The sequence below is a fragment of the Variovorax sp. 278MFTsu5.1 genome (assembly GCF_048305045.1).
GTDB lineage: Bacteria > Pseudomonadota > Gammaproteobacteria > Burkholderiales > Burkholderiaceae_C > Variovorax > Variovorax guangxiensis.
In genome coordinates this window covers 5,722,033-5,746,762 of the sequence record NZ_CP157622.1, presented here as the reverse complement: position 1 = coordinate 5,746,762, position 24,730 = coordinate 5,722,033, and the positions used below count along the sequence as shown (strand labels likewise).

Sequence of the window (24,730 nt, the reverse complement as noted above, 5' to 3'; positions counted from 1 at the left end):
CGACACTGGCGGGTGTCGGCGCCGTGACCTATCTTCACTGCATCGCGTCGCTCGCGATGGAGTAGTAGGTAGGGGAGAGAGAAAAGTGAGCGGCCCCGGCGCAAGCCGGGGCCGTTTTTTTATCCGAGCAGCGCCTGCGCGAACTCGCGGGCGTTGAAGGTTTCCAGGTCTTCCAGCTTCTCGCCCACGCCGATGAAGTAGACCGGGATCGGCCTTTCCCGCGCGATGGCGCACAGCACGCCGCCCTTGGCCGTGCCGTCGAGCTTGGTCACGACCAGGCCCGTGAGGCCCAGCGTCTCGTCGAAAGCCTTGACCTGCGCCAGCGCGTTCTGGCCGGTGTTGCCGTCGATCACCAGCAGCACCTCGTGCGGCGCGGTGCCGTCGGCCTTGGTGACGACGCGCTTGATCTTCTTGAGCTCGTCCATCAGGTGCAGCTGCGTCGGCAGGCGCCCGGCCGTGTCGACCAGCACCACGTCCTTGCCGCGGGCCCGGCCGGCGTTCACCGCGTCGAAGCTCACGGCCGACGGGTCGCCGCCTTCCTGGCTCACGATCTCGACGGTATTGCGGTCGGCCCAGACCAGCAGCTGCTCGCGCGCCGCCGCCCGGAAGGTGTCGGCGGCGGCCAGCAGCACCGAGGCGCCTTCGTCGGCCAGGTGCTTGGTGAGCTTGCCGATGGAGGTGGTCTTGCCCGCGCCGTTGACGCCGGCCACCATGATCACGGTGGGCGTGAACTGGCCGATCACCAGCGGCTTCTCGAGCGGCTTCAGCAGGTCGGCCACCGTCTCGGCCAGCAGTGCCTTGACCTGCGAGGCATCGGTGGCCATCTGGCGCTTCACGCGGCCGCGCAGGTCGTCGAGCAGGTATTCGGTGGCCTTGACGCCGGTGTCGGCCATCAGCAGGGCGGATTCGAGCTCCTCGTAGAGCTCTTCGTCGATCTTCGCGTTGACGAACACGGCCTGGATGCCGGTGCCAGTCTTGCGCAGGCCGGTCTTGAGCTTGTCGAACCAGCCCTTGCGCTCGGTGGCGATCACGGGTTCGGCAACCGGCGCGGCGGCCACCGGAGTCGGCGCGGGCGCAGGCGTTGCGGAAGGAGCGGGGGCCGGGGAGGGTGGCACGACCGGGGCAGCGACCGGTGCGGGAGCGGGGGAGGGAACCGGTACGGACGCTGGCGCGGTGACGGGTGCGGGCGCCGGCGTTTCTTCCGCCGCCGGCTTCGAGCCGAACCAGCTCGAAGGCGAAAACACCGAGCGTGCGGGCGCGGGCTCCGGGGCAGGCGCCGCCGGGGTCGGCGGGGTGGGCGGGGTGGGCGCCGGCGCGTCGGGGGCCTCGGCAGGCGGTTTTTTCTTGAAGAAACTGAACATCGGGAGCTTTTTACAATCCGAGCCATTCTATGAAACACCTCCCGCCACGCCGCGCTGCGTCTGGTGCGGTGCTGGCGATGGCGCTCCTGGCGCCATGGGCCGTGCCTGCCCAGGCTCAATCCGCTTCGCCTTCCGCCGCAGCCGCCGCCGCGGCTCCCGGTCCCCAGCAATTCACGCTCGCCAACGGCATGACGCTGATCGTGCAGCCCGACCGGCGCTCGCCGACGGCGGTGCAGATGGTGTGGGTCCGCGTCGGCTCCATCGACGAGGTCGACGGCACCTCCGGCGTGGCCCATGCGCTCGAACACATGATGTTCAAGGGCACCAAGGACATCAAGCCCGGCGAGTTCTCCCGCCGCGTGGCCGCCCTCGGCGGCCAGGAAAACGCCTTCACCACCCGCGACTACACCGGCTACTACCAGCAGATCCCGGTCGGCAGCCTGGAGCAGGTGATGAAGCTCGAATCGGACCGCTTCGCCAACAACCAGTGGCCCGACGACGAGTTCAAGCGCGAGATCGAGGTGGTCAAGGAAGAGCGCCGCCTGCGCACCGAAGACCAGCCGCGCGCCCTGCTGGGCGAGCAGCAGAACGCCGCCGTCTTCACCGCCTCTCCCTACCATCGCCCCGTGGTCGGCTGGATGAGCGACCTCGACGCCATGACGCCCGAGGATGCGCGCGCCTTCTTCAAGCAGTGGTACGTGCCCGCCAACGCTGTGCTCGTGGTAGCCGGCGACGTCGACGTGGCGCAGGTGCGCGCCATGGCCGAGAAGTACTACGGCCGCATCCCCTCGCGCGCCGTGCCCGCGCGCAAGCCGCGCATCGAGCCGCCACAGCGCGGCATCCGCCGCATCGAGCTGAAGGCCCCGGCTGAACAGGCCTACGTGTCGCTCGCGTACCGCGTGCCGCAGCTCGCCAATATCGACGACGTGAACAGCGACGCCTGGGCGCTGGTGGTGCTCTCGGCCGTGCTCGACGGCTATTCCGGCGCCCGGCTCGACCGCGCGCTGACCCAGGGGCCCGATCGTGTTGCCGATTCCGCGGGCGCCTACTCGGGCTTCGTCGGCCGCGGCCCGCAGCTCTTCGTGCTCGACGGCGTTCCGGCCGCCGGCAAGAGCGCGGAGGTGGTCGAGGCCGCTTTGCGTGCCCAGGTCGCGCGCATCGCCAAGGAGGGCGTGGGCGAGGCCGAACTGGCCCGCGTCAAGACCCAGTGGGTGGCGAGCGAGACCTACAAGCGCGACTCCGTGATGGCGCAGGCACGCGAGCTCGGCAGCAACTGGATCCAGGGCCTGCCGCTGGATGCCAGCGAGCGCATCGTCGCGCGGCTGCAATCCGTCACGGCCGCCCAGGTGCAGGCCGTGGCCGCAAAGTACTTCGGCGACGACCAGCTCACCGTCGCCACGCTGCGCCCCCTGCCACCCGAGGCCAAGCCGCGTGGCCGTGGCTTCGCCGCGCCCGCGGGCGAGATGCGCTGAAAGGTGACGATTCCCATGCAGAAGACTTTCATGAAGACCGCGCGGCGCGCCCTGATCGCGGGTGCCGTCGCCGTGGCGGGCATCACCGGCGCGCAGGCCGCGCTGCCCATCCAGCACTGGACGCTGGCCAACGGCGCGAAGATCTATCTCGTGTCGACCAACGCGCTGCCGATCGTCGACGCGCAGATCGATTTCGACGCCGGCAGCCGTCGCGACCCCGCCGCGCAGGCCGGCCTGGCCAGCGTGACCGCGACCATGGTCGAGAAGGGCGTGCGTGCAGGAAAGAATGGCGAGCCCGCGCTCGACCAGAACGCGCTGGGCGAAGCCTGGGCCGATCTGGGCGCCAGCTTCGACGTGAGCGCCGGCACCGATCGCACCAGCTATTCGCTGCGCTCGCTGTCCGATCCGGCGCTGCTGAACAAGGCGGTGGCGCTGGCCGCGCGCGAGATCGGCGAACCCTCCTTCCCCGACGACGTGTGGCAGCGCGAACGCGAGCGCATCAACGCCGCCATCAAGGAGGCCAACACCAAGCCCGCCACCGTTACTGGCCGCGCCTTCGCTGCAGGCGTGTACGGCACGCACCCCTACGGCCAGGAAGTGACGGAAGAGACGCTCGCGCGCATCGACACCGCCGCCATGCGCCAGCGCTACCAGCAGCTCATCGTGCCGTGCCGCGCCAAGCTCAGCATCGTCGGCGCCGTCACGCGCGCGGAGGCCGAGACCATCGCTACCACGCTGCTGTCGCGCCTGCCCGGCCCCGAGGCCTGCACGCCGCTGCCGGCCGTCGCCCCGGTTGCTGCGCTGACTGCGCCGAAGAACGAGCGCATCGCCTTCGACTCGGCGCAGGCCCATGTGCTCATCGGCCAGCCCGGCTATCCGCGCAAGGACCCGGACCACTTCGCGCTCACGCTGGGCAACTATGTGCTGGGCGGCGGCGGTTTCGTCTCGCGCCTGATGAACGAGGTGCGCGAGAAGCGCGGCCTCACCTACAGCATCTACAGCGGCTTCGCGCCTGGGCTCGAGGCAGGCGCGTTCCGCATCGGCTTCCAGACCCGTCCCGACCAGGCCGAAGAGGCCGTCAAGGTGTCGCGCGAAGTGCTCGCGAAGTTCGTGGCTGAGGGCCCGACCGCCGCCGAGCTGAAGGCGGCCAAGGACAACCTGATCGGCGGCTTCCCGCTGCTGCTGGACAGCAACCGCAAGCTGATCGGCAACGTCGCCAACATCGCCTGGCACGACCTGCCGCTGGACTATCTCGACACCTGGACCGCGCGCATGAACGCGGTCACCGCCGCCGACGTGAAGGCCGCGTTCCAGCGCAAGCTGCAGCCCGAGCGCATGGTGACGGTGGTGGTGGGCGGCAAGGACGCCAGTACTGCCAAGGCGCAGCAATAGCTACTGGGCCAATGCGTGCGGCCCGCTGGTGGCGGCCGCGCGCACCGCGGCGCCCAGCCGTTCGAGCAGTTTCGGCGCCGCGCGCGCGTGCTGCCAGTAGAGCGGCACCGGCAGCATCGAATCGGGCACCAGCTCGACCAGCCTTCCCTCCTTGAGTGCCCCGGCCACCATGCTGACCGGGTGCATGCCCCAGCCCATCCCCGAGCACGCAGCTTCGACGAAAGCGCTGGGCGACGGAATCCAGTGCCTCGGCGTCTCGACATTGCGGTGGCAGATGCGCCGCACCCAGCGCGCCTGCAGCCTGTCCTTGCGGTCGAACACCAGGCTGGGCGCGCTCGCCAGCGTGCGGGCGCCCACGCCTTTTGCGAAATGCTCCCGCACGAAACCGGGGCTGGCCGCCGCCACGTAGTGCGTCGTGCCCAGGGCCTCGCTGTTGCAGCCCGCCACCGGCTGGGCCAGCGCGGTGACCGCCGCGAGCACCGCGCCGCTGCGCAGGCGCTCGGCCGTGTGGTCCTGGTCGTCCACCGTCAGGTCGAGCAGCGCGCCCGGTTCCTGCGCGGTGAAGGCCGACGCCGCTGCGATGAACCAGGTCGCGAGCGTGTCGGCATTGACCGCCACGCGGATCGTGACGCGCTCGTCCCCCGCTTCGCCGCTGCCCATGCCCAGGGCGGGCAGGGCGTCGCGCAGCTCGTGCTCCAGCATGCCCACGCGCTCGACGTGCCGGCACAGTTGCTGGCCGGCTTCGGTCGCCACGCAGGGCTGGCCGCGCACCAGCAGCGCCCCGCCGGTTTTCTCCTCCAGCTGACGGATGCGCTGCGACACCGCCGAAGGCGTGACGTGCAACGCGCGCGCGGCGCGTTCGAAGCTGCCTTCGCGCACAACGGCGGCGAGGGCGTTCAGGGCGGCGTAGTCGAGCATGGGCGGTCCTCGAGTAATGAAGAAAAACTGAATCTGCTTAAGAAAGTTTAGTTTGAGTTAATGCGCGGCGGCCGGCATCCTCCGACGGATGCAAGCCGTACAAGTCACCACCGCCTTCGCCAACGGGCTCTTCATGAGCCTGGTCCTCATCGTCGCCATCGGTGCTCAGAACGCCTATGTGCTGCGCCAGGGCCTGCGGCGCGAGCACGTCGGCGCGGTGGTGCTGTTCTGCGCCGCCAGCGACGCGGTGCTGATCGGCGCCGGCGTGGCCGGCATGGCGCAGGCGCTGAAGGGGCGGCCGATGCTGGCCACCGCGCTCGCGGGGCTGGGCGCCGCCTTCCTGTGCGCCTACGGGCTCAGGGCGCTGTGGCGCTCGCGGCAGCCGGCGGCACTGCAGGCCACGGCGCAGGGCGCCTCGTCGCTGTCGCGCGCGGCGGTGGTGGCGCAGGCGGCCGGCTTCACGCTGCTGAATCCGCACGTCTACCTCGACACGGTGCTGCTCGTGGGCAGCGCGGGTGCGCAGCAGGCGGGACTGCTGAAGGTCTGGTTCGTGGCGGGCGCCGCCACGGCGAGCGCGCTTTGGTTCACCTCGCTGGGCTTCGGAGCGCGGCTGCTCGCGCCTGTTTTCGCCAAGCCCCGCGCCTGGCAGATGCTCGACGCGCTGATCGGCGGCACCATGCTCGTGCTCGCGGCAATGCTTCTGCGCCGCGCGTTGGCAGGGGCTTGAGAGTCCGGCGGATTCGGCGGCGTTAAGCTCGTCGCATGCCCCAGCACCAGAAGAAAGCCGCCTCACCCTCCCGATCCGCACCTGCCGGCAACAGGTCCAAGCCGGCGGTCAAGCGCCCCTCGAAGCCCAGCGAGGTGCGCATCATCGGCGGCGAATGGAAGCGCACCCGCCTCGCCGTGGCCGACAAGCCCGGCCTGCGCCCCACACCCGACCGCGTGCGCGAGACCCTCTTCAACTGGCTCGCGAGCCTGGCCGGCGCCGGTGGCGGGGAGCTTCCCGGCTGGCGGTGCGTGGATGCCTTCGCGGGCACCGGCGCGCTCGGCCTCGAGGCCGCTTCGCGCGGCGCGGCCAGCGTGCTGCTGTGCGAGCAGGACGCCGCGCTCGTCGCCCAGCTGCAGGCCGTCAAGACCAAGCTCGAAGCCGAGGCCGTTCGCATCGAGCGCGGCAACGGCGTCACCGCGCTCGAACGAGCGCCCGCGGGCAGCCTCGACGTCGTCTTCCTCGATCCGCCCTTCGACAACGCCGCGCTCTACGAGCCCGCGCTTCGTGCCGCCGCACGTTCGCTGCGCGCCGAGGGCTCGGTGTACCTCGAGGCCCCGCGCCGCTGGAGCGGCGAAGAACTCGCGGCCCTGGGCCTCGCCGAGTTCCGCTACCTGAAGGCCGGCGCCGTGCATGCACATCTGCTGAGGCCCGCCGCGCAGGGGACTGCATAATCCGCCGGACAAGCCGCACCGGCAGCATGAGGAAGAAGCAACCATGGCCAGCAACGTCATCGCGGTTTATCCCGGCACTTTCGACCCCATCACCCTCGGTCACGAGGACGTGGTGCGCCGTGCCACCCAGCTCTTTTCGAAGGTGATCGTCGCGGTCGCGGCGGGCCATCACAAGAAGGCGCTGTTCACCCTCTCCGAACGCATGGACATGGCCCGCGAGGCCGTCAAGCCCTACAGCGACCAGGTCTCCGTCGAAAGCTTCTCGGGCCTGCTGCGCGACTTCGTCGTCGCGCGCGGCGGCAAGGCCATGGTGCGCGGCCTGCGCGCCGTGACCGACTTCGACTACGAGTTCCAGCTCGCGGGCATGAACCGCTCGCTGATGCCCGACGTCGAGACCGTCTTCCTGACCCCGAGCGACAAGTACCAGTTCATCTCCAGCACCTTCGTGCGCGAGATCGCGATGCTCGGCGGCGAAGTCCACAAGTTCGTCTCCCCGAACGTTGAGCAGCAGCTGGCTGCAAAAGTCCGCAGCCTCGGACGTGAGTAAGTTCTCCCCCAGGCTGCGCGCACTTCGTGTCGCTTCGCCAACCCCCTCTCCGGGGGCGACACCGGTGGCCCGGCAAAGCCGGTTCCACGGTGTCGCGCGAAGAGCCCAGCCTTGACCACGGGCCGGCGTGAAGTGAACGACGTGCCCCTGCCCCGCCTGCATCTGCTGGGCGACGCAGCACTGCTGTGCGACCTGCCCGCACCCGCCACGCTCGCGCAGCAGCAGCGCATCTGGGCGCTGGCCGAGCATGCGCGGGAGTGGCCCGGCGTCGGCGAGACGCTGCCGGGCATGAACAACCTCACGCTCACCTTCGATCCGACCGCGATCGACCTCGACACGCTCACCGCGCGGGTGCTCGAAGCCTGGCCGAAGCTGTCGGCTGGCGCTGTGGAGGGCCGACTGGTCGAGATCCCGGTGGCCTATGGCGGCGAGCACGGGCCCGATCTGGCCGACGTCGCGGCCCACACCGGCTTCACGCCGGCCGAGGTGGTGCGGCGCCACACCGCCGCCGAGTATGTCGTCTACCTGCTGGGCTTCCTGCCCGGCTTCAGTTTCATGGGCGGACTGCCGTCCGAACTCGCCACGCCACGCCGGGCGGAGCCGCGCCTCGCGGTGCCCGCGCGCTCGGTCGGCATCGGCGGCGAGCAGACCGGCATCTATCCGCTGGTGTCGCCGGGCGGCTGGCAGCTGATCGGCCGCACGCCGCTGGAGATGTTCGACCCCGCCGCCGAGCCGCCTACGCTGCTGCGACCCGGCGACCGCGTGCGCTTCGTCGCCGAGAGCGTGCAGACATGATCGTCGTGCGCAAGCCCGGCGTGCTCGCCTCGGTGCAGGACCTGGGCCGCCATGGCCATCGCCAGCTCGGCATCTGCCCGGGCGGCGCGCTCGACGTGCTGGCCCTCACGCTGGCCAACCGGCTGGTGGGCAATGCCGATCGCGCGGCGGGGCTGGAGCTCACCATGGGCGGTTGCGAACTGCAGTTCGAGGCCGACACGCGCATCGCGCTCGCGGGCGACGACTTCGGCGCCAGCCTCGACGGCGTGCCGCTGTGGCCCTGCTGGAGCGTGCCCGTCGCAGCCGGCCAGACGCTCAGGCTCGCAGGCGCCAACGCCGGCGGCACGAAGAAGCCCGGCGTGCGCAGCTGGCTCGCGGTGGCGGGCGGCATCGACGTGCCGCCGGTCCTCGGCTCGCGCAGCACCGACCTCAAGGCGGGCTTCGGCGGTCTCGAAGGCCGGCCGTTGCGCAAGGGCGACCGCTTGCCGGTGGGCGCCTCGACGCTCGATGCCGCGCAACGCGAGCGCCGCCCCTTCGGCGTTCGAAGCCCCGACTGGGGCCGGTCCGAAGGCGACGGCACCATCGCGCTGCGCGTGCTGCCAGGCCCCGAGTTCGAACTGTTCACGCTGGCCGCGCGCGAGCAACTCTGGGGCGAGCGCTGGCGCATCACGCCGCAGAGCAACCGCATGGGCAGCCGCCTCGAAGGCGCCGAGCTCAGGCGCAAGCGCAGCGGCGACATGCTTTCCTCTGGCGTGATCCCCGGCACGATCCAGGTGCCGCCCTCGGGCCAGCCGATCATCCTGATGGGCGACGCGCAGACCACCGGTGGCTATCCGCGCATCGGCGTGGTCATCCGCGCCGACCTCTGGAAGCTCGCGCAGGCGCCGCTCAACGGCAGGCTGCGCCTCGTGCAGGTCGACCAGTCGCAGGCGCTGGCCGCGTGGGCCGGCCAGCAGCGCTACCTCGCGCAGGTGGCTCAAGGCCTTGCGGCTGCGGGCTGGCCGGGCGCGGCATAGACTGCCCGGAAATCGCGAGAAAGCGCGAGAGAGAAAAAGGAAGCCCACGATGCAAATCGATCTGAATGCCGACCTCGGCGAAGGCGCCGGCAACGACGAAGCGCTGCTCGCGCTGGTGAGTTCCGCCAACATCGCCTGCGGCTGGCACGCCGGCGACGCGAAGACCATGCAGCAGTGCGTGCGCTGGGCCATGCGCAACGGCGTGGCCATCGGCGCGCATCCCAGCTTTCCCGACCGCGAGAACTTCGGCCGCAGCACCATGCACCTGCCGCCCGAGGAGATCGTGGCCAATGTGCTTTACCAGGTGGGCGCGCTGGCGGCCATCGTGAAGGCCGAGGGCGGCAGGCTCTCGCACGTGAAGGCCCACGGCCAGCTCTACAACCAGGCCGTGAAGGAGCCCGAACTCGCCGACGCGCTGTGCGAGGCCGTGCGCCGCTTCGATCCCTCGCTCAGGTTCTTCGGCCTGGCGGGCAGCAACATGATCGATGCGGCCCGCCGCGCCGGCCTCCAGCCCGTGGAGGAAGTGTTCGCCGACCGCGGCTACATGCCCGACGGCAGCCTCGTGCCGCGCAGCCAGCCCGGCGCGCTGATCGAGAGCGAGGAGCAGTCGCTCGCGCAGACCCTCTCGCTGGTGCGCGACCGCCGCGTGACCGCCATCGACGGCAGTGTGGTGCCGGTCAACGCGCAGACCGTCTGCCTGCATGGCGACGGCGCCCATGCGCTGGCCTTTGCGCGCCGCATCCGCGAGCGGCTGGAGCAGGAAGGAATAGCCGTTCGGGCCATGGCCTGACGGCTCGGACGCGCGAGCCCTGCCATGGCAGCCAGGTCCGTCAAAGTCCTGCTCACCGGCTTCGAGCCCTTCGAGCAGGAGCAACGCAACCCCTCGTGGGACGCCGTGCGCGAGCTCGATGGCTGGAAGGTCGGCCGCGCGACGGTGCATGCGCGCCTCGTGCCCTGCGTCTTCGGCGATGCCATCGACGCCTTGCTGGCGGCCATGGATGAGCTGCAGCCCCAACTGGTGCTGTGCATCGGCCAGGCCGGCGGCCGCACGGAGTTCACGCCGGAGCGCATCGCCATCAACATCGACGACGCGCGCACGGCCGACAACAAGGGGCAGGAGCCCATCGACGTGCCGGTGGTGCCGGGCGGGCCCGCGGCGTACTTCTCGACGCTGCCGATCAAGGCGATGGTGCGCGAGCTGCGCGCGGCCGGCGTGCCGGCCTCGGTGTCGAACAGCGCGGGCACCTTCGTGTGCAACCACATCTTCTACGGGCTGATGCACCGCATCGCGACGCATCCGGCGCCGGGGCTGCGCGGCGGCTTCATCCACATTCCCTACCTGCCTGAGCAGGCGGCGCGCTCTCCGGGGGCGCCGAGCATGTCGCTGGAAACCATGGTCAAGGCGCTGCGCATCGCGGTGAGCACATCGCTGGCCGTGGAGCACGACATCGCCGAGACAGGCGGCCAGCTGCACTGAGCGGCCGCGGGAGTCCGGGCTCAGGCGGGAAAGTTCTTCGCCAGCCAGCGGTTGAGCGCGGTGTTGACGAGGTCGGGCTTCTCCATCGTCAGCATGTGGCCGCAGTCGGGCAACCACACCACCTCGGCCTGCGGCAGCAGTGCCGCCATCTCGGTGGTGCACTCGGGAGGCGCGAGCTTGTCCTCGTTGCCGCACATCAGCAGCACGGGCGCGCGCACCGACGCGAGGTGCAGGCGCGCGTCGGGCCGGCGCATCACCGCGCGGTTCTGGCTGATGAGCTGCTGCGCGCCCGCGCCCAGCACGATGTCGAGGTAGCGCTGCACCAGCGCCTCGTCGGCGGCCTGCATGGGGTGGAAAGCGAAGTAGACGTTCGGTTCGATCACGTCGCGCAGCTCGCCGCGCTCGAAGTACTCGATGGCGCCCTCGCGCAGCGTGAACATGTCGGGCGTCTCGGGCCGTGCGCTGGTGCCGAGCAGCGCGAGCCCCGCGATGCGTTCGGGCGCCTGGCGGGCAGCCTCCATGGCGACCATGCCGCCCATCGAGGCGCCGCACAGCACCAGCGGGCCGTCGTTGTCGCGCAGCACGGCTGCGGCCATGCCCTCGATGGTGTCGTTGTGCCGCTGGACGTCGCTCACGCGGGGGCCGAAGGCGGAGGGAAGGGCGGGCAGCTGGGCTTCCCAGATGCGCTCGTCGCAGGCGAGGCCGGGCAGCAGGATCAGATTGGGCATGGCCACGGATTCTGCGCGATTGCGGCAGAGGACGCAGCGGCATAGGTCGTGGCATAGGCCTCATGGCCAGCAGCCGTCGCGCGGCGGCGCCGACATACTCGACAGCCCGTGCAGAGGAATCCCGCAATGAATCTTGTAGAACGCGTCCAGGCCATCCTTCTCAAGCCGAAGGCCACCTGGCCCGAGATCGACGCCGAGCCGGCCGACGCCGCATCGCTCTACAGGAACTACGTGATGATCCTTGCGCTGATCCCGGCGCTCGCCAGCTTCATCGGCCTGTCGCTGATCGGCGTGGGTGCCTTCGGCGTGAGCTTCCGCGTGCCGCTGGCCTCGGGGCTCGCGAACATGATCGTGGGCTACGTGCTGTCGCTGGTGATGGTGTTCGTGCTCGCGCTGATCATCGACGCGATGGCGCCCACTTTCGAGGGCACCAGGAGCCAGATCGGCGCGCTCAAGCTTTCGTCCTATGCGAGCACTGCAGCCTTCGTCGGCGGCGTGTTCAGCCTGCTGCCTTCGCTCTCGGTGCTGGGGGCGCTGGCGGCGCTCTATGGCGTCTACCTGCTCTACACCGGCCTGCCGGTGCTCATGAAATGCCCGCCCGACAAGGCCGTCGCGTACACCGCCGTGGTGGTGGTCTGCGCCATCGTCGGCGGCGTGGTGATCGCGTGGGTGCTGGCGCTGCTCACGCCGTCGCCGATGCGACTCGGCGCGGCGCCTGCGGTCGGCGGCGTGGTGGCTGCCGTGCAACAGGCAATGGGGGCAATGGCCTGAGCGTCATGCCCACGGTGGAAAATGGGCGGCAATGCCAACGCCCAAGCCCGAAACCACCACCGACCTGATCCTGATCCGCCACGGCGAGACCGCCTGGAACCGCGAGCTCCGCTTCCAGGGGCATGCAGACGTCCCGCTCAACGACATCGGCCACGAGCAGGCCCGCCGCATCGGACTGAGGCTGGCCAGCGAGACGGCGGTGCGGCACATCATCAGCAGCGACCTCATGCGCGCACAGCAGACCGCGGCGCCCGGGGCGCAGCAGCTGTCGCTGCCGGTGGTCACCTCGGCGGCGCTGCGCGAGCAGTTCTTCGGCGTGGTCGAGGGCATGCGCTCCGACGAGATCCAGAGCCTGCATCCGCGTGCCTGGGAAGAGTGGCTGGAGTTCCGTGAAGACCACGCCATGCCCGAGGGCGAGACGGCGCGCGAGTTCCATGCGCGCATCATCGCGGCGCTGGGCGGCATCGCCTCGGAGCACCGGGGCCGGCACCTGATCGTCGTCACGCATGGCGGCGTGCTCGACATGGTGTGGCGCACCGCCAGGGGCCTGAGCCTGAGCGGCCCGCGCCGCAGCGACATTCCCAACGCAGGCTTCAACCGCATCCGCATCGCCGATCCGCAGCGGCCCGACGACATCGAGATCGTCGAATGGGCCGACACGCGCCACCTGGCCGACCTGCCGCCGCAGCCGACCTACGACCAGACGCGGCACCTGAAGAACAAGGACTGAGCGGGCACGCTCAGACGCAGCTGCCGGCCTTCGGCGTGCGCAGCAGCGGCTGGCCCGCGCCCACACCCGTGGGCTTGCCGCCGTCGACCGCCAACTGGCCGTTCACCAGCACCGTGCTTACGCCCTCTGACAGCAGCGTCGGCTGCGTGTAGGTGGCCTTCGCCGCATAGCGTGCCGGGTCGAAGACCACAACGTCGGCGTAGTAGCCCGGGCGCAGATGCCCGCGCTGCTTCAGCCCCAGCGTGTCGGCCGTGAGCGAGGAGCTGCTGCGGATGAACTGCGCCAGCGAGATCGTGTGCTCCTTCACCACGTACTGGTCGTACTTGCGCGCGAAGGTGCCGTAGGCGCGCGGATGGCCGAGCGAGGAGTCCGACGAGGTCATGACCCACGGCCGCTTCATGAAGGCGCGCACGTCGTCGTCGCTCTGGTTGAACGAGGCGATCATCAGGTCGCCGTCGCGCAGCACCGCGATGGCGGCGTCCACCGGATCGGCGTTCGATGCCTTGGCCACGTCGGCCAGCGTCTTGCCCACGTACTTCGTGCTGCCGGCCGAGAACAGGATGGCCTCGGGGCCGCCGCGCAGCCGCAGGTTCTCGCGCATGTCTTTGCGCAGGCGCTCCTGCTGCGAGGCATCGTCGAAGCGCTGCAGCGTCGCCGTACGGCCGCCCTCGTTGGCCCAGGGCGGCAGCAGCGCGGCCGAGAAACGCGTGCTCGACGCGGTCCACGGATAGTGGTCGGCCGTGATGTCCAGCCCGCCCGCGCGCTCCTTCTCGATGCGCCCGATGATGTCGCCGCTCTGGCCCTGCACGTCGACGCCCAGCGCCTTGATGTGCGCCACGTGCACCGGCAGCTTCGCCTCGTGGCCGATGCGGATCACCTCGTCGATGGAGCCCTTCAGGCCGATGTTGTACATGGACTCGTCGCGGATGTGGCTGTCGTACAGGCCGCCGTGCCGTGCCGCCACTTTCGCGAGCTCGATGACCTCCTCGGTCTTCGAGAAGTTCTGCGGCGTGTAGAAGAGGCCGGTGGAAAGGCCCAGCGCGCCCTCGCACATGCCCTGGCTCACGCGCTTCTTCATCGCCTCCAGCTGTTCGGGCGTGGGCGCCCGGTCGGCCTCGCCCAACTCGCTCATGCGCACCGGGCCGAAACCCACGTACATGGCAACGTTGGTGCCCACCGGCGCGGCGCGCAGCTTCTGCGCCTGTGCCGCGATGTCGAAGCCGCCGAAGCCGTCGTTGCCGATCACCGCGGTGGTCACGCCCTGCGTGATGAACGGGATGTTCAGCCGCTTCTTCGGGTCGTTCGAGTGCAGGTCGGCATCCGCGTGCGTATGGGCGTCGATGAAGCCCGGCGCCACCACCATGCCCGTGGCGTCGATGACGCGCCTTGCCGTGAACTGCGCCGGCGCCGCCTTGCCCGCGAACACGATGCGGTCGCCCGCGATGCCGACGTCGCCCACCACCGGCGTGTCGGAGTCGCCCGTGTACACGGTGCCGCCGCGCAGCAGCAGGTCGAGGGCGACCGGGGTGCCATCGGCGGCATGGAGAGCGGGTGAGAAGGGCGCGAGTGCCGAGAGAACGGCCAGCGTGACGAGCGACTTGTGCATGGAAGGCCTGCCCGCGAGGGCGTGGTGTCTGAGGGAGCGGCCAGTCTAGGAGCCGCTCGCATGCTGTCGCCAATTCCTTTTGCACCATGCCCCATGACCTGAAGGCATGGAGTTTGGGTCTGCCTCAACGCTCGGGCCGGACCTGCTCAGGCGTGCGCCGCGGTTCCACCGGTCAACTGCCCGAGGCCGAGCCGGGCATACACCGCGGCCGCCTGCCTGCGCAGGCGCAGCGACTCGGGCTGGCCGTTGAGCTGCTGCTGCAGGATGCCCTGGGCAACCCCCAGCGAAGACGCCGTGCCGCTGCGCACCAGCGCATCGAGATACACCTGCTCGAACAGGTCGCGCTGCGCGTGGCTGCCGCCGATCTCGATCATGCGCGGCAGCGCCGTGCCCAGGCCTTCGATGGCTGCCGGAAGATTGCCCTGCGCGTAGGCCACCAGCCCGTGCGCTGCGGGGACGCAGACGCGCTGCCATGCCGCGCGCGTCGACGCCGGCGCATCCGGTGCGAAGGCCAGGATGTTGCGCAGCAGAACCCCCGCCTCGGGGCGGCCGGCGCGCGCCAGGCCGTAGAGGTACTGCAGGTCGAGAAAGGGCAGCACGTGGTCGGCCTGCCGCTGCCGCAGGTGGTCGGCCACGTCGTCCCAGCGCCTGCCCACGTCGATGCCGGCAAGCTCAAGCCGCGCGAGCAGCGAGACCGCACCGATCTGGTCCTGCGAGTAGTCCTTCACCACGCCCCAGGCGTGCTCGTCGTAGACCGCGAGCGCCTCGGCATCGCGCCCGAGGTCGATGAGGAACAGCGCCATGTGCCACCAGTTGTGCGTGACCATGAACGAGTTGAGGCCGATCCAGGTGTCGCTCACGCTCTCCATGAACGCCAGCCCCTCGGCGAGCCGGCCCTCGGTGAGCATCACGTGCGCCAGCGCATGGTGCGCCCAAGGCTCCTTGCGGCACATCGCGATGGCGCAGCGCGCGCTTGCCTCGGCTTCGCGCATCAGATGGCATTGCTCGTAGCCGAAGGCCGCCATGCCGTGCACGTAGGGCACGTCTGCCGCGTGCGGCAGCACCGCCAGCGCGAGCTTCAGCATGCCGGGGCAGTCGCCGGTGTTGAAGCAGTGGTACTGGCCGAGCTTGACCGACACCAGGTCGCGCGGATGCTCGCGCGCCTGTTCGGCGTGCAGCGCGATGGCGCGGGCGATGTCGCCCTCGGCCCAGGCCTCGATGGCCGCGATGTAGCGCTGCTCGCGCGGCGTGGCGCGCGAGGCGCCGGCGCGAGCCTTCGCGAGGAACGGCCGTGCATTGGCCACGGCTTCCCGCGATTCGGCGAACAGGTGCAGCGTGGCGCAGTAGGCCTGGACGACGGGGCTCGCGTCGTTGCCGGCGGCAGCTAGCAGGTTGACCGCGCGCGCCTCGCTGGAGATGAAGCCCATGACGAAGTCGTCGACCAGCGGCAGGCTTGCGGCATCGTCGAGGGTGAGCGGGTTGCCGAGGCTGTCGGCGAGGGGATTTGCGGAAGGCATGGCGGCATGGTGCCACGGCAGGAATGCTTCAGCGTCGCATAGTTTTTCTGCCGTGCCATTGCCGGGCGCGCAACGCCGGATTGCAACTGCCAAGGCCAGGAACACCGCGGAACCGGCTTTGCCGGGCCGCCGGTGTTGCCCCCAGCGAGGGGGGTGGCGCAGCGACACGAAGTGCGCGCAGCCTGGGGGTGAACCTATACCCCGGCCTGCTGGTGCCGGTACTCCTGCGTCTTGCCGCCATAGCCGTAGGCTGCGCCGCGCGCGTCGATCACATGGATGTACGAAACCTCGTGCAGGTCCGGCCTGATCTTCGCCATGGCCGCATGCACCTCGCGCAGGTAGCGCGCCTTCTCGGCCTTGGTGTTGGTCTCGTCGGTGATGCTGATGTCGAGGTGGAAGGCCGACTTGCCCAGCGAGGCGAGCGACTGCCCGCCGATGAACCAGGCGTCGGCGGCGATGTACTGCACGGTGACGGCGATGACCGGCAGCTGCTTGCCAAGCACGCTCTGCGTGAGCTCGGCGACGGCGTCGACGGTCTTGCGGGTGAGGTCGGCGTCGGGTTGGCCGGAGAGGTGGACGACGATGTGGGGCATGGCTGGCTCCTTGGATGAATGGGTTGTCGATGGGGTGATTGTGGGAGCCTGCTGGTCATCGGGAAAGCGGGAATATATGATGCGTTCCATCGGATAAACGGATGGATTGACCATGCAAGGGTTCGACCTGGAGCAACTGCGCACGCTGGCCGCCGTCGTCGAAGCGGGCAGCCTCACGGCGGCCGCGCCGCGCGTTTTTCTCTCGCAGTCGTCGGTAAGCGAGCAAATCCGCAAGCTGGAAGAGCGGGCAGGGCAGTCGCTGCTCACGCGCAGCAAGGCTGGCGTCGCGCCCACCGAGGCGGGGGGGCGGCTGCTAGGCTATGCGCGGCGCATCCTCGCGCTGAGCGACGAGGCATTCCGCGACCTGCACGGCGAGACGCTGCAGGGGGAGCTGCGCCTCGCGGTCACCGACTACTTCCGCCCGGGCGACCTGACGCGGCTGCTGGGGCGGCTCGGCGAGAGCTATCCGCAGGTGCGGCTGCACGTCACCATCCTGAAGAGCGACGCGCTGCGTTCGGCCTATGTCCAAGGCGATTTCGACGTGGCCATCGCGATGAACATCGCCGGAGCGTCCGCGCCGGAGGCCCGGGGCGCGGTGCTGCGGCGCGAATCGCTGGTGTGGCTCGGCGCGGAGGGCATGCGGCTCGTGCGCGGGGAGCCGTTGCGGCTGCTGGCCCTGCCGGACACCTGCTCGCTGCACCAGTTCACCGTTTCGCTGCTGCGGCGCCGGCGCATACCGTATGCGCTGGCGCACGTCGCGTCGGGCGTGGCGGGGCTGCAGTCGGCGCTGGCGGCGGGCCTGGGCGTTGCCTGCCTCAACGAGTCATCGATCAGCGACGGCGTGACACGGCTGGCGCCGCCTCACGGCCTGCCGGCGCTGCCGCGCGTTGCCTTCCAGTTCCTGGGGGGGCGCAAGGGCGAGACCGCGTTCGTGACCCGGGCGAGGGAGATGCTGGCCACTCACCTGATGTGACGGATCTCGCCAGGGGTGGCGCGGGATTTGCGTCAGCCCCGGCCATGGATGCGCCACCTCCCACGACCTCCTCGCCCAGCCTGCTGCGCCACACCCGCTTCGACGACGCGCAGGCCATCTTCTCGGGCACGCTCTTCGTCGCCATCGCGATGATGCTGTTCGGCCAGGCGGGCCTGCTCACCGGCGGCACGGCCGGCATCGCGTTCCTGCTGCATTACGCCACCGGCGCGAGCTTCGGCAAGCTGTTCTTCCTGGTCAACCTGCCGTTCTACTGGTTCGCCTGGCACCACATGGGCCGGGCGTTCACGCTCAAGACCTTCTCGGCCATCGCGCTGCTCTCGGTGATGACCGACCTGGCGCCGCGCTACCTGTCGATCGGTTCGCTGCACCCGGCCTTCGCGGCCGTGCTCGGCGGCCTGATGCTGGGCACCGGCTGCCTGTTCCTCGCCCGCCATCGCGCCAGCCTGGGCGGCGCGACGGTGCTCACGCTCTACCTGCAGGAAAAGCGCGGCTGGCCCGCCGGCAAGGTGCAGATCGGCATCGACTGCACCGTAGTGCTGCTGGCGCTGTTCGTGATCCCGCCGCAGCGGGTGGGTTGGTCGGTGCTGGCCGCGGTGGTGATGGGACTCTTCCTCTGGATCAACCACAAGCCCGGGCGCTATGCCGCGACCTGAGGTGCCTCGCTAGCGGCCGGGCGGCGAGGGCCAGGGGCGCTGCGGTTCGCGGATCTGCTCGAAGGCGCGCGACACGCGCAGTACGCCGAGATCATCGAAGCGCTGGCCGGCGATCTGCAGCCCGATCGGCAGGCCCGCAGCCGAGTACCCGCAGTTCACCGAGGCCGCAGGCTGCTCCGACATGTTGAACGGCACGGTGAACCCGATGTGCTCCAGCGGCCGCAGCGGGTCGTTGGTGGGCGAGGGCGCCTCGGCCGCCGCCGGCATGTTGGGCGACACGGGCGAGATCACGTAGTCGAAGCGCGCGCAGGCGCTCACGGCGGCCACCCGCGTCGCATGGAACTGGCTGAAGCCGCGGAACACATGCTCGCCGCTGAACTCCGCCGCGCTCTCGGCCCATTCGCGGATGTAGGGCAGCACCTTCGAGCGCTGGTCGGCGCGCAGGCTCTTCATGTCCACCAGCGAGCGCATGCGCCAGAAGTGGTCCATGCCGTCGAGCATGGCCTGCGACATGAAGGGTCGCATCGGCTCGATGACGGCGCCGGCCTTCTCCAGCAGGCGCGCCGCCTGCTCGACCGCCGCCTGAATCTCGGGCTCCACCGCCAGGCCGCAGCCCGCATCGAGCAGCAGCCCGAAGCGCAGGCCGCGCAGATGGTCGGGCGCAACGTCGAAGCTCGCCCAGGCCATGTCCTGCGGCGGCAAGCTCATGCTGTCGCGTGCGTCGGGTTTGGACAGCACCTGCATCAGCAGCGCGGCGTCGCCCACGGCGCGGGTCATCGGCCCTGCGGCGCGGCCCATGTAGGGCGGGTCGATGGGAACGCGCCCCAGGCTGGGCTTGAGCGTGAAGATGCCGCACCAGCTCGCGGGCAGGCGCAGCGAGCCGCCGATGTCTGTGCCCAGGTGCAGGGGGCCGTAGCCCGCCGCCGTGGCAGCTGCGGCACCCGCGCTGGAGCCGCCCGGTGTCAGGCTCAGGTCCCACGGATTGCGCGCCAGCGTGTGGAAGCTCGACAGCCCCGAAGACAACATGCCGTAGTCCGGCATCGTGGTCTTGCTCACGATCACCGCGCCGGCTTCCTTCAGGCGCGCGGCAGGCGGTGCATCCGCAGCCGCGGGCTTCAGGTCGACGGCGGCGGTGCCTGCGGGCATCGGGTCGCCGCGCGTCGCGATGTTTTCCTTGATGGTGGCCGGCACGCCATCCAGCGGCCCGCGCGCGTCGCCGCGCAGCCAGCGCGCCTCCGAGGCCCGCGCCTGTTCGAGCGCAGCCTCGGGCCTGAAGAGCCAGGTGGCCTGCAGGTGGGGCTCCCAGCGCTCCACCTGCGCGATCACGGCCTGCGTGACCTCGACCGGCGAGAGCTTGCGGTCGCGGTAGGCGGCGGCAAGCTCCTGCGCGGAAAGACTGCTCAGCAAGGCGACATCGGACATTGCGTCACTCACTCAAGCTCCGCATTCATCATGATTCACAGCGCACGAGACGCCCACGGCCCCTTCGGGGAACACCGTGGAACCGGCTTTGCCGGGCCACTGGTGTTGCCCCCGGTAGGGGGTTGGCGAAGCGACACGAAGCGCGCGAAGCCTGGGGGCGAGCCTCATCACCCCCACGAGAGCGCGGAGAGATCGTTCACGAAGATGGGGTTCTCTTTCCAGATGCCCTTCACGTTCTTCTTCGCGACGGTCGGGAACTGCGGCTGGTACAGGAAGCCGTTGGCCGCGTCGGTGGCCAGCATCTTCTGCGCGTCGCCCAGCAGCTTGTTGCGCTCGGTGGCGTTGGCGGTGGTCTTGATCTTGTCGAACAGCGCGTCGAAGGCCTTCGACTGGTAGCCCCAGTAGTAGTCGGGCTTGGCGTAGTTGCCGAGGTCGAAGGGCTCCACGTGCGACACGATCGACAGGTCGTAGTCCTTGTTGCCGTAGGTGCCGCTCAGCCACTGGGCCCACTCGACGTTCTGCACCTTCACCACGATGCCGATCTTGGCCAGCTGCGCCACGATCACCTCGCCGCCCTGGCGCGCGTAGGGCGGCGGCGGCAGCGTCATCTTCAGCTCGAGCGGCGTCTTCACGCCGGCCTCGGCCAGCAGCTTCTTGGCCTTTTCCACGTCGAAGGGGTTGATGCCGGTGGTGTCCACATAGCCCGCCGCGCCCGGCACGTAGTGGCTGCCGATGGGCACGCCGAAGCCGTCGGCCGCGCCTTCGATGAAGGCCTTGCGGTCTATGGCCGCGAGGATGGCGCGGCGCACGCGCACGTCGTCCAGCGGCTTCTTCCTGTTGTTGATCGACAGGATGGTCTTGGCGCGAGAACCGGCCAGGATCACCTGGAACTGCGGATTCATCTTGAACTGCTGCACCACGCGCGTGCCGATGCGCGGGAACACGTCGATGTCGCCCGAGAGCATGGCCGCGGCCTGCGCGGCCGTGTCGGAGATGAAGCGGAAAGTGACCTTGTTGATCTTCGCGGTGGCGGGGCTGCGAAAGCCTTCCCACTTGCTCAGCGTGATCGACGAGCCCTTGGCCCAGTTGTCGAGCTTGTAGGGGCCGGTGCCCACCGGCTTGGTGGCGTTGCCCTCGGCGCTCTTGGGCTCGACGATCACGGCCGTGGCCTGGCCCAGCACGAAGGGCAGGTCGGGGTCGATCTCCTTGTTGATGATGACCACCGTGTAGTCGTCGACCACCTGCGTGCTCAGGTTGGCGAAGGTGCGCTTGTCCTTATTGGTGCTCTTCTCGCTGCCGGCGCGGTCGAACGAGAACTTGACGGCCGCCGCGTTGAAGGGCTCGCCGTTCTGGTACTTCACGCCGCGCTTCAGCTTGAAGGTGTAGGTCTTGAGGTCGGGGGAGATCTCCCAGCTCTCGGCCAGCAGCGGGGTGACGCTGCCGTCGGAGTTGATCTTGGTGAGCGTCTCCAGGATGTTGTACTGCACCACTTCGGCGATGGCGGCTGCCGCGCCCGTGGTCGGGTCGAGCCCCGGCGGCTCGAGCGCCATGCCGATCACGATGGCGTCCTTCCTGCCCTGCGCCATGCCGGCGAGCGGGCTGGCCAGCGCCACGGTGGCGCCGGCGGTGGTAAGGAGGGTGCGACGGTTCAACATACGTGTGATCTCCGGAAAAACATGCCAGGTTCGAACGGCGGATGACTGCTGCGGCGCACGCCGTGCCCCGAAGGGAGGCGCGGCGCCGCGAAAGACACGGCAAGCAGCACGAAGGATGCCACCTGCGCGAGCGGTCATTTTGATGCACAGGGCACGCCGGTGCGCGGCCCGCGGGCCGGTTTTTCCTTGGGACGTTCCCGTATGCGGGGGGGCCGGCCGGGCTCGGACCCGGTGACTCAGGCCCAAGACAGTGCCGCGATGTCGTTCACGAAGATCGGCGTGTCCTTCCACAGCCCGCGCAGGTTGCGCGCCGCCACGGTGATGAACTGCTGCTGATACAGGAAGACGTTGGCCGCGTCTTCCGCCAGCAGCCGCTGGGCGTCGCCCAGGTAGCGCAGGCGGTCGGCGGGGCGCGCGGCGTTGCGCGCCTTGTCGAAGACCTCGTTGAACTTCGCCGACTGGTAGCCCCAGTAGTACTCCGGCTTGGTGTAGTTCACCAGGTCGAAGGGCTCGACGTGCAGGATCAGCGAGAGGTCGTAGTTCTTGTTGCCGTAGGTGCCGCTGATCCACTGCGCCCACTCGACGTTCTGGATCTTCGCGACGATGCCGATCTTGGCGAGCTGCGCGGCGATGAGCTCGCCGCCCTGGCGCGCGTAGGGCGGGGGCGGCAGTACCAGTTCGAGCTCCAGCGGCGTCTTCACGCCGGCCTCGGCCAGCAGCTTCTTGGCCTTCTCGACGTTGTACGGGTTGACGCCCGTGGTGTCGACATAGCCTGGCAGGCCTGGCACGTAGTGGCTGCCGATGGGCACGCCACGGCCGTCCACCGCGGCGTCAATCACGGCCTTGCGGTCGATGGCCGCCGAGATGGCGCGGCGCACGCGCACGTCGTCCAGCGGCTTGCGCTTGTTGTTGATGGCCAGGATGGTCTTGCCGAGCGAGGCGTTGAACACGATCTGGAAGCGCTTGTCGTTCTGGAACTGCGACAGGCTGCGCGACACCGAGGCATGCGGGAACAGGTCGACGTCGCCCGAGAGCAGCGCCGTGGTCTGCGCGGCCGGTTCGGAGATGAAGCGGAAGCTGGCCTTGCGGATCTGCACCGTGTCGGCCCCGCGCCAGCCGTCCCACTTGGCGAGCACGATGCTCGAACCCTTGGCCCAGTTGTCGAGCCTGTAGGGGCCGGTGCCGACGGGTTTGGTGGCATTGGTCTCCACGCTCTTCGGCTCGACGATGATGGCCGAGGCCTGCCCGAGAAGGAACAGCAGGTCGGGCTCGATCTCCCTTGTGATCAGCACGACCGTGTGCTCGTCGACCACCTGCGTCGCGATGTTGGTGAAGGTGCGCTTGTCCTTGTTGGTGCTGTTGGCGGCGGCCGCGCGGTCGAACGAGAACTTCACGCTCTGCGCGTTGAAGGGCTCGCCGTTCTGGAACTTCACGCCGCGCCTGAGCTTGAAGGTGAGCGTCTTCAGGTCGGGCGAGACTTCCCAGCTCTCGGCCAGGAGCGGCGTGACGCTGCCGTCGGAGTTGATCTTGGTGAGGGTCTCGAAGACGGTGTAGAGCACCACCTCTGCGATCTCCGCGCCGGCCTTGGCCGTGGGGTCCAGGCCCGTGGGCTCCAGCGTGAGGCCGATGACCAGCGCATCCTTCTTTTTCTGTGCCAGCGCGAGGGTCGGCAGTGCCAGCGGGGTCAGGGCTGCGGCGCCGGTGGCGAGCAGGGTGCGTCGTTTGAGCATGGAGCGGTGTCCTCGAAACAGGGGCAGGCATCATCCGCGACGGCGCGCGCATGCGCAACCAGATGCTTATGACCCACTCATCCTAGGGAGGCGGGACGACGCTTCGATGTCAGCCGGGCAGCAGCGTGCCGCCGGCAGGCGTGCGCGGCACGGCGTCGAGCAGCGTGCGCGTGTATTCGTGCTGCGCGTGCTGGAAGAGTTCGGCAGGCGCTCCCTGCTCCACGATGCGGCCCTTGAAGACCACGCACACGTTGTCGCAGAGGTGGTTGACTACCGCGAGGTCATGGCTGATGAGCAGGTAGCTGATGCCGAACTGCTGCTGAAGGTCCTGCATGAGGTTGAGCACCTGCGCCTGCACCGACACGTCGAGCGCGCTCACGGGTTCGTCGGCCACGATGAGCTTGGGGCGCGTGATGAGGGCGCGTGCGATGGCGATGCGCTGGCGCTGCCCACCCGAGAACTCGTGCGGGTACTTGTCCATGTCGGTAGTGCGCAGGCCCACGGCGGCCAGGGTCTCGGCGGCGCGTTCGCGCTGCTCGGCGCGGGTGGTGGCCGCGAGCGCTTCGAGTGGCTCGGCGACTATGCGTGCCACCGTCTGGCGCGGATCGAGCGAGCCGTACGGGTCCTGGAACACCATCTGGAAGTCGCGGCGCGCCACGCGCAGCTCTTCCTTGGAGAGCGCGTGCAGATTGCGGCCTTCGAGGGAAACGGTGCCGGAAGTGGGTGCATCGAGCGCCATCACGAGACGCGCGATGGTCGACTTGCCCGAGCCCGATTCGCCGACGATACCCACGCTTTGGCCGGCCTGCACTTCGAAGCTCACGCCGTTGAGCGCCTTCACGGTCGGCGGCGGGCCGAAGAGCTTCTCGCGCGGCAGCGCGTAGTGGCGGACGAGGTCGGTGACCCGCAGCAGCGGCGAAGAATCGGCGGCGGTCGCGCTCATGGTGCGATGGCTCCTTCAGCGGCGATCTCTTCGAGGCGGATGCAGCGCACCGCATGGTCCTGCGGCAGCATCGTGGCCGGCGGCCGCGTGGTCATGCAGGCGTCGACGGTGTAGCTGCACCGTCCCGCGAAGGGGCAGCCCTTGGGCAGGTCGACCAGCTCGGGCACGCTGCCCTTGATGGTGGCCAGCCGCACGCCGCGCGGCGCGCCGATGACGGGGCGCGCGGCGAACAGGCCTTGCGTGTACGGGTGGGCGCGCCGGGCGAACACGGCTTCGGTCGGCCCGCTCTCGACCACGCTGCCGCCATACATCACGAGCATTTTCGAGACCGTCTGCGCGATCACGCCGAGGTCGTGCGAGATCAGGATCAGCGCCATGCCGCGCTCGGCCACGAGGCTCTTGATCAACTCGAGGATCTGCTTCTGGATGGTCACGTCGAGCGCGGTGGTGGGCTCGTCGGCGATCAGCAGGTCGGGCCCGCACGCGAGCGCCATGGCGATACCGATGCGCTGCCGCTGCCCGCCGGAGAACTGGTGCGGATACGCGTCGAGGCGCGAAGCCGCATCCGGAATGCCCACGCGCTCCAGCAGCGCGAGCACTTCCTTGCGCGCGTCGGCCTTCGAGAGCCCGCGATGCAGCCGCAGCGGCTCGCCGACCTGGCGCGCGATGGTGTGCACCGGATTCAGCGCCGTCATCGGCTCCTGGAAGATCATGCCGATGCGGTTGCCGCGGATCTCGCACATCCGCTTCTCGGGCAACCCGACGAGCTCGGTGCCGTCGAAGCGGATGCTGCCGCCGACCTTCGCGGTGGAGGGCAGCAGGCCCATGAGCGACATCACCGTGATCGACTTGCCGCAGCCCGATTCGCCGACGATGCCCAGGGTTTCGCCGCGTTCCAGCGAGAAACCGATGCCGCGCACCGCCTCCGCGGGGCCGCGTTGCGTCTGCAGGCCGATGTGGAGGTCCTTGACTTCGAGCAGGGGCATCTTGC

General features: G+C 69.6%; 24 protein-coding genes. 13 read left to right on the top strand and 11 right to left on the bottom strand.

Going from position 1 to position 24,730, the window contains the following annotated elements; all coding sequences use genetic code 11:
• Positions 1-119 precede the first annotated feature (119 nt).
• Positions 120-1,361, bottom strand: coding sequence for a signal recognition particle-docking protein FtsY (gene ftsY / locus ABL844_RS26695; protein WP_418129582.1), 1,242 nt, complete (start codon positions 1,359-1,361; stop codon positions 120-122).
• 29 nt (positions 1,362-1,390) lie between these two features.
• On the opposite strand from ftsY, the gene ABL844_RS26690 reads away from it, so the two are divergent.
• On the top strand, positions 1,391-2,833 hold the full coding sequence (locus ABL844_RS26690; protein ID WP_418129581.1) for a M16 family metallopeptidase: 1,443 nt from the start codon (positions 1,391-1,393) through the stop codon (positions 2,831-2,833).
• 15 nt (positions 2,834-2,848) lie between these two features.
• On the top strand, positions 2,849-4,225 hold the full coding sequence (locus ABL844_RS26685; protein WP_418129580.1) for a M16 family metallopeptidase: 1,377 nt from the start codon (positions 2,849-2,851) through the stop codon (positions 4,223-4,225).
• Here ABL844_RS26685 and ABL844_RS26680 read toward each other — a convergent pair whose 3' ends face one another.
• Complete coding sequence (locus tag ABL844_RS26680) at positions 4,226-5,143, bottom strand: LysR family transcriptional regulator ArgP (protein WP_418129579.1); 918 nt, start codon at positions 5,141-5,143, stop codon at positions 4,226-4,228.
• Positions 5,144-5,231: 88 nt separating this feature from the next.
• Here ABL844_RS26680 and ABL844_RS26675 point away from each other — a divergent pair, with 88 nt between their 5' ends.
• The 7 genes from ABL844_RS26675 to pcp all read left to right on the top strand — a co-directional run bounded on the left by ABL844_RS26675 (position 5,232) and on the right by pcp (position 10,397).
• On the top strand, positions 5,232-5,870 hold the full coding sequence (locus ABL844_RS26675; protein ID WP_184640691.1) for a LysE/ArgO family amino acid transporter: 639 nt from the start codon (positions 5,232-5,234) through the stop codon (positions 5,868-5,870).
• Positions 5,871-5,905: 35 nt separating this feature from the next.
• Positions 5,906-6,583, top strand: coding sequence for an RsmD family RNA methyltransferase (locus ABL844_RS26670; protein WP_369660891.1), 678 nt, complete (start codon positions 5,906-5,908; stop codon positions 6,581-6,583).
• Positions 6,584-6,626: 43 nt separating this feature from the next.
• Positions 6,627-7,130, top strand: coding sequence for a pantetheine-phosphate adenylyltransferase (coaD, locus tag ABL844_RS26665; RefSeq protein ID WP_126025542.1), 504 nt, complete (start codon positions 6,627-6,629; stop codon positions 7,128-7,130).
• Between the two features lie 147 nt (positions 7,131-7,277).
• The gene (gene pxpB, locus ABL844_RS26660; RefSeq protein ID WP_418131960.1) at positions 7,278-7,925 is read left to right on the top strand and encodes a 5-oxoprolinase subunit PxpB; all 648 of its coding nucleotides are present in this window, start codon (positions 7,278-7,280) and stop codon (positions 7,923-7,925) included.
• A complete protein-coding gene (locus tag ABL844_RS26655; protein WP_418129578.1) occupies positions 7,922-8,920 on the top strand; it encodes a biotin-dependent carboxyltransferase family protein in 999 nt (332 codons plus the stop codon). The genes pxpB and ABL844_RS26655 overlap by 4 nt, the downstream gene beginning before the upstream one ends.
• 49 nt (positions 8,921-8,969) lie before the next feature.
• On the top strand, positions 8,970-9,710 hold the full coding sequence (gene pxpA / locus ABL844_RS26650; protein ID WP_418129577.1) for a 5-oxoprolinase subunit PxpA: 741 nt from the start codon (positions 8,970-8,972) through the stop codon (positions 9,708-9,710).
• Positions 9,711-9,734: 24 nt separating this feature from the next.
• Positions 9,735-10,397 carry a pyroglutamyl-peptidase I gene (gene pcp, locus ABL844_RS26645; RefSeq protein WP_418129576.1) on the top strand — a complete coding sequence of 221 codons (663 nt, stop codon included), beginning with the start codon at positions 9,735-9,737 and terminating at the stop codon, positions 10,395-10,397.
• 20 nt (positions 10,398-10,417) lie between these two features.
• On the opposite strand, the gene ABL844_RS26640 is transcribed toward pcp, so the two are convergent.
• Positions 10,418-11,125 (bottom strand): alpha/beta fold hydrolase, encoded by a 708-nt coding sequence (locus tag ABL844_RS26640; RefSeq protein WP_418129575.1) that lies wholly within the window; start codon positions 11,123-11,125, stop codon positions 10,418-10,420.
• Positions 11,126-11,251: 126 nt separating this feature from the next.
• Between ABL844_RS26640 and ABL844_RS26635 the strand changes: the two genes are divergently transcribed.
• Together ABL844_RS26635 and ABL844_RS26630 are read left to right on the top strand one after the other, a co-directional pair.
• On the top strand, positions 11,252-11,896 hold the full coding sequence (locus tag ABL844_RS26635; RefSeq protein ID WP_184640679.1) for a Yip1 family protein: 645 nt from the start codon (positions 11,252-11,254) through the stop codon (positions 11,894-11,896).
• A gap of 31 nt (positions 11,897-11,927) precedes the next feature.
• Complete coding sequence (locus ABL844_RS26630) at positions 11,928-12,626, top strand: histidine phosphatase family protein (protein ID WP_126025535.1); 699 nt, start codon at positions 11,928-11,930, stop codon at positions 12,624-12,626.
• A 10-nt stretch (positions 12,627-12,636) separates the two neighbouring features.
• Here ABL844_RS26630 and ABL844_RS26625 read toward each other — a convergent pair whose 3' ends face one another.
• The 3 genes from ABL844_RS26625 to ABL844_RS26615 all read right to left on the bottom strand — a co-directional run bounded on the left by ABL844_RS26625 (position 12,637) and on the right by ABL844_RS26615 (position 16,342).
• Complete coding sequence (locus ABL844_RS26625) at positions 12,637-14,232, bottom strand: N-acyl-D-amino-acid deacylase family protein (protein ID WP_418129574.1); 1,596 nt, start codon at positions 14,230-14,232, stop codon at positions 12,637-12,639.
• 146 nt (positions 14,233-14,378) lie between these two features.
• The gene (locus tag ABL844_RS26620; RefSeq protein WP_369660899.1) at positions 14,379-15,749 is read right to left on the bottom strand and encodes a tetratricopeptide repeat protein; all 1,371 of its coding nucleotides are present in this window, start codon (positions 15,747-15,749) and stop codon (positions 14,379-14,381) included.
• A gap of 194 nt (positions 15,750-15,943) precedes the next feature.
• Positions 15,944-16,342, bottom strand: coding sequence for a tautomerase family protein (locus tag ABL844_RS26615; protein WP_126025532.1), 399 nt, complete (start codon positions 16,340-16,342; stop codon positions 15,944-15,946).
• 112 nt (positions 16,343-16,454) lie between these two features.
• Here ABL844_RS26615 and ABL844_RS26610 point away from each other — a divergent pair, with 112 nt between their 5' ends.
• Together ABL844_RS26610 and ABL844_RS26605 are read left to right on the top strand one after the other, a co-directional pair.
• A complete protein-coding gene (locus ABL844_RS26610; protein WP_418129573.1) occupies positions 16,455-17,315 on the top strand; it encodes a LysR family transcriptional regulator in 861 nt (286 codons plus the stop codon).
• 44 nt (positions 17,316-17,359) lie between these two features.
• On the top strand, positions 17,360-17,989 hold the full coding sequence (locus ABL844_RS26605) for a YitT family protein (protein ID WP_126025530.1): 630 nt from the start codon (positions 17,360-17,362) through the stop codon (positions 17,987-17,989).
• Positions 17,990-17,998: 9 nt separating this feature from the next.
• On the opposite strand, the gene ABL844_RS26600 is transcribed toward ABL844_RS26605, so the two are convergent.
• From ABL844_RS26600 to ABL844_RS26580, 5 genes are all read right to left on the bottom strand, one after another.
• Positions 17,999-19,411, bottom strand: a complete 1,413-nt coding sequence (locus ABL844_RS26600) for an amidase (RefSeq protein ID WP_418122618.1) — start codon at positions 19,409-19,411, stop codon at positions 17,999-18,001.
• Between the two features lie 167 nt (positions 19,412-19,578).
• Positions 19,579-21,066, bottom strand: coding sequence for an ABC transporter substrate-binding protein (locus ABL844_RS26595; RefSeq protein WP_418129572.1), 1,488 nt, complete (start codon positions 21,064-21,066; stop codon positions 19,579-19,581).
• Between the two features lie 236 nt (positions 21,067-21,302).
• Complete coding sequence (locus tag ABL844_RS26590; protein WP_418129571.1) at positions 21,303-22,796, bottom strand: ABC transporter substrate-binding protein; 1,494 nt, start codon at positions 22,794-22,796, stop codon at positions 21,303-21,305.
• 109 nt (positions 22,797-22,905) lie between these two features.
• On the bottom strand, positions 22,906-23,739 hold the full coding sequence (locus tag ABL844_RS26585; RefSeq protein WP_418129570.1) for an ATP-binding cassette domain-containing protein: 834 nt from the start codon (positions 23,737-23,739) through the stop codon (positions 22,906-22,908).
• Positions 23,736-24,725: an ABC transporter ATP-binding protein gene (locus ABL844_RS26580; RefSeq protein ID WP_418122611.1), complete on the bottom strand. Its 990-nt coding sequence runs from the start codon at positions 24,723-24,725 to the stop codon at positions 23,736-23,738. The genes ABL844_RS26585 and ABL844_RS26580 overlap by 4 nt, the downstream gene beginning before the upstream one ends.
• Positions 24,726-24,730 lie beyond the last annotated feature (5 nt).

Coding starts and splice junctions, on each gene's coding strand:
- ftsY (WP_418129582.1), bottom strand. CDS start 1,361: ATGTTCAGTTTCTTCAAGAAAAAACCGCCTGCCGAGGCCCCCGACGCG.
- ABL844_RS26690 (WP_418129581.1), top strand. CDS start 1,391: ATGAAACACCTCCCGCCACGCCGCGCTGCGTCTGGTGCGGTGCTGGCG.
- ABL844_RS26685 (WP_418129580.1), top strand. CDS start 2,849: ATGCAGAAGACTTTCATGAAGACCGCGCGGCGCGCCCTGATCGCGGGT.
- ABL844_RS26680 (WP_418129579.1), bottom strand. CDS start 5,143: ATGCTCGACTACGCCGCCCTGAACGCCCTCGCCGCCGTTGTGCGCGAA.
- ABL844_RS26675 (WP_184640691.1), top strand. CDS start 5,232: ATGCAAGCCGTACAAGTCACCACCGCCTTCGCCAACGGGCTCTTCATG.
- ABL844_RS26670 (WP_369660891.1), top strand. CDS start 5,906: ATGCCCCAGCACCAGAAGAAAGCCGCCTCACCCTCCCGATCCGCACCT.
- coaD (WP_126025542.1), top strand. CDS start 6,627: ATGGCCAGCAACGTCATCGCGGTTTATCCCGGCACTTTCGACCCCATC.
- ABL844_RS26655 (WP_418129578.1), top strand. CDS start 7,922: ATGATCGTCGTGCGCAAGCCCGGCGTGCTCGCCTCGGTGCAGGACCTG.
- pxpA (WP_418129577.1), top strand. CDS start 8,970: ATGCAAATCGATCTGAATGCCGACCTCGGCGAAGGCGCCGGCAACGAC.
- pcp (WP_418129576.1), top strand. CDS start 9,735: ATGGCAGCCAGGTCCGTCAAAGTCCTGCTCACCGGCTTCGAGCCCTTC.
- ABL844_RS26640 (WP_418129575.1), bottom strand. CDS start 11,125: ATGCCCAATCTGATCCTGCTGCCCGGCCTCGCCTGCGACGAGCGCATC.
- ABL844_RS26635 (WP_184640679.1), top strand. CDS start 11,252: ATGAATCTTGTAGAACGCGTCCAGGCCATCCTTCTCAAGCCGAAGGCC.
- ABL844_RS26630 (WP_126025535.1), top strand. CDS start 11,928: ATGCCAACGCCCAAGCCCGAAACCACCACCGACCTGATCCTGATCCGC.
- ABL844_RS26625 (WP_418129574.1), bottom strand. CDS start 14,232: ATGCACAAGTCGCTCGTCACGCTGGCCGTTCTCTCGGCACTCGCGCCC.
- ABL844_RS26620 (WP_369660899.1), bottom strand. CDS start 15,749: ATGCCTTCCGCAAATCCCCTCGCCGACAGCCTCGGCAACCCGCTCACC.
- ABL844_RS26615 (WP_126025532.1), bottom strand. CDS start 16,342: ATGCCCCACATCGTCGTCCACCTCTCCGGCCAACCCGACGCCGACCTC.
- ABL844_RS26610 (WP_418129573.1), top strand. CDS start 16,455: ATGCAAGGGTTCGACCTGGAGCAACTGCGCACGCTGGCCGCCGTCGTC.
- ABL844_RS26605 (WP_126025530.1), top strand. CDS start 17,360: ATGGATGCGCCACCTCCCACGACCTCCTCGCCCAGCCTGCTGCGCCAC.
- ABL844_RS26600 (WP_418122618.1), bottom strand. CDS start 19,411: ATGTCCGATGTCGCCTTGCTGAGCAGTCTTTCCGCGCAGGAGCTTGCC.
- ABL844_RS26595 (WP_418129572.1), bottom strand. CDS start 21,066: ATGTTGAACCGTCGCACCCTCCTTACCACCGCCGGCGCCACCGTGGCG.
- ABL844_RS26590 (WP_418129571.1), bottom strand. CDS start 22,796: ATGCTCAAACGACGCACCCTGCTCGCCACCGGCGCCGCAGCCCTGACC.
- ABL844_RS26585 (WP_418129570.1), bottom strand. CDS start 23,739: ATGAGCGCGACCGCCGCCGATTCTTCGCCGCTGCTGCGGGTCACCGAC.
- ABL844_RS26580 (WP_418122611.1), bottom strand. CDS start 24,725: ATGCCCCTGCTCGAAGTCAAGGACCTCCACATCGGCCTGCAGACGCAA.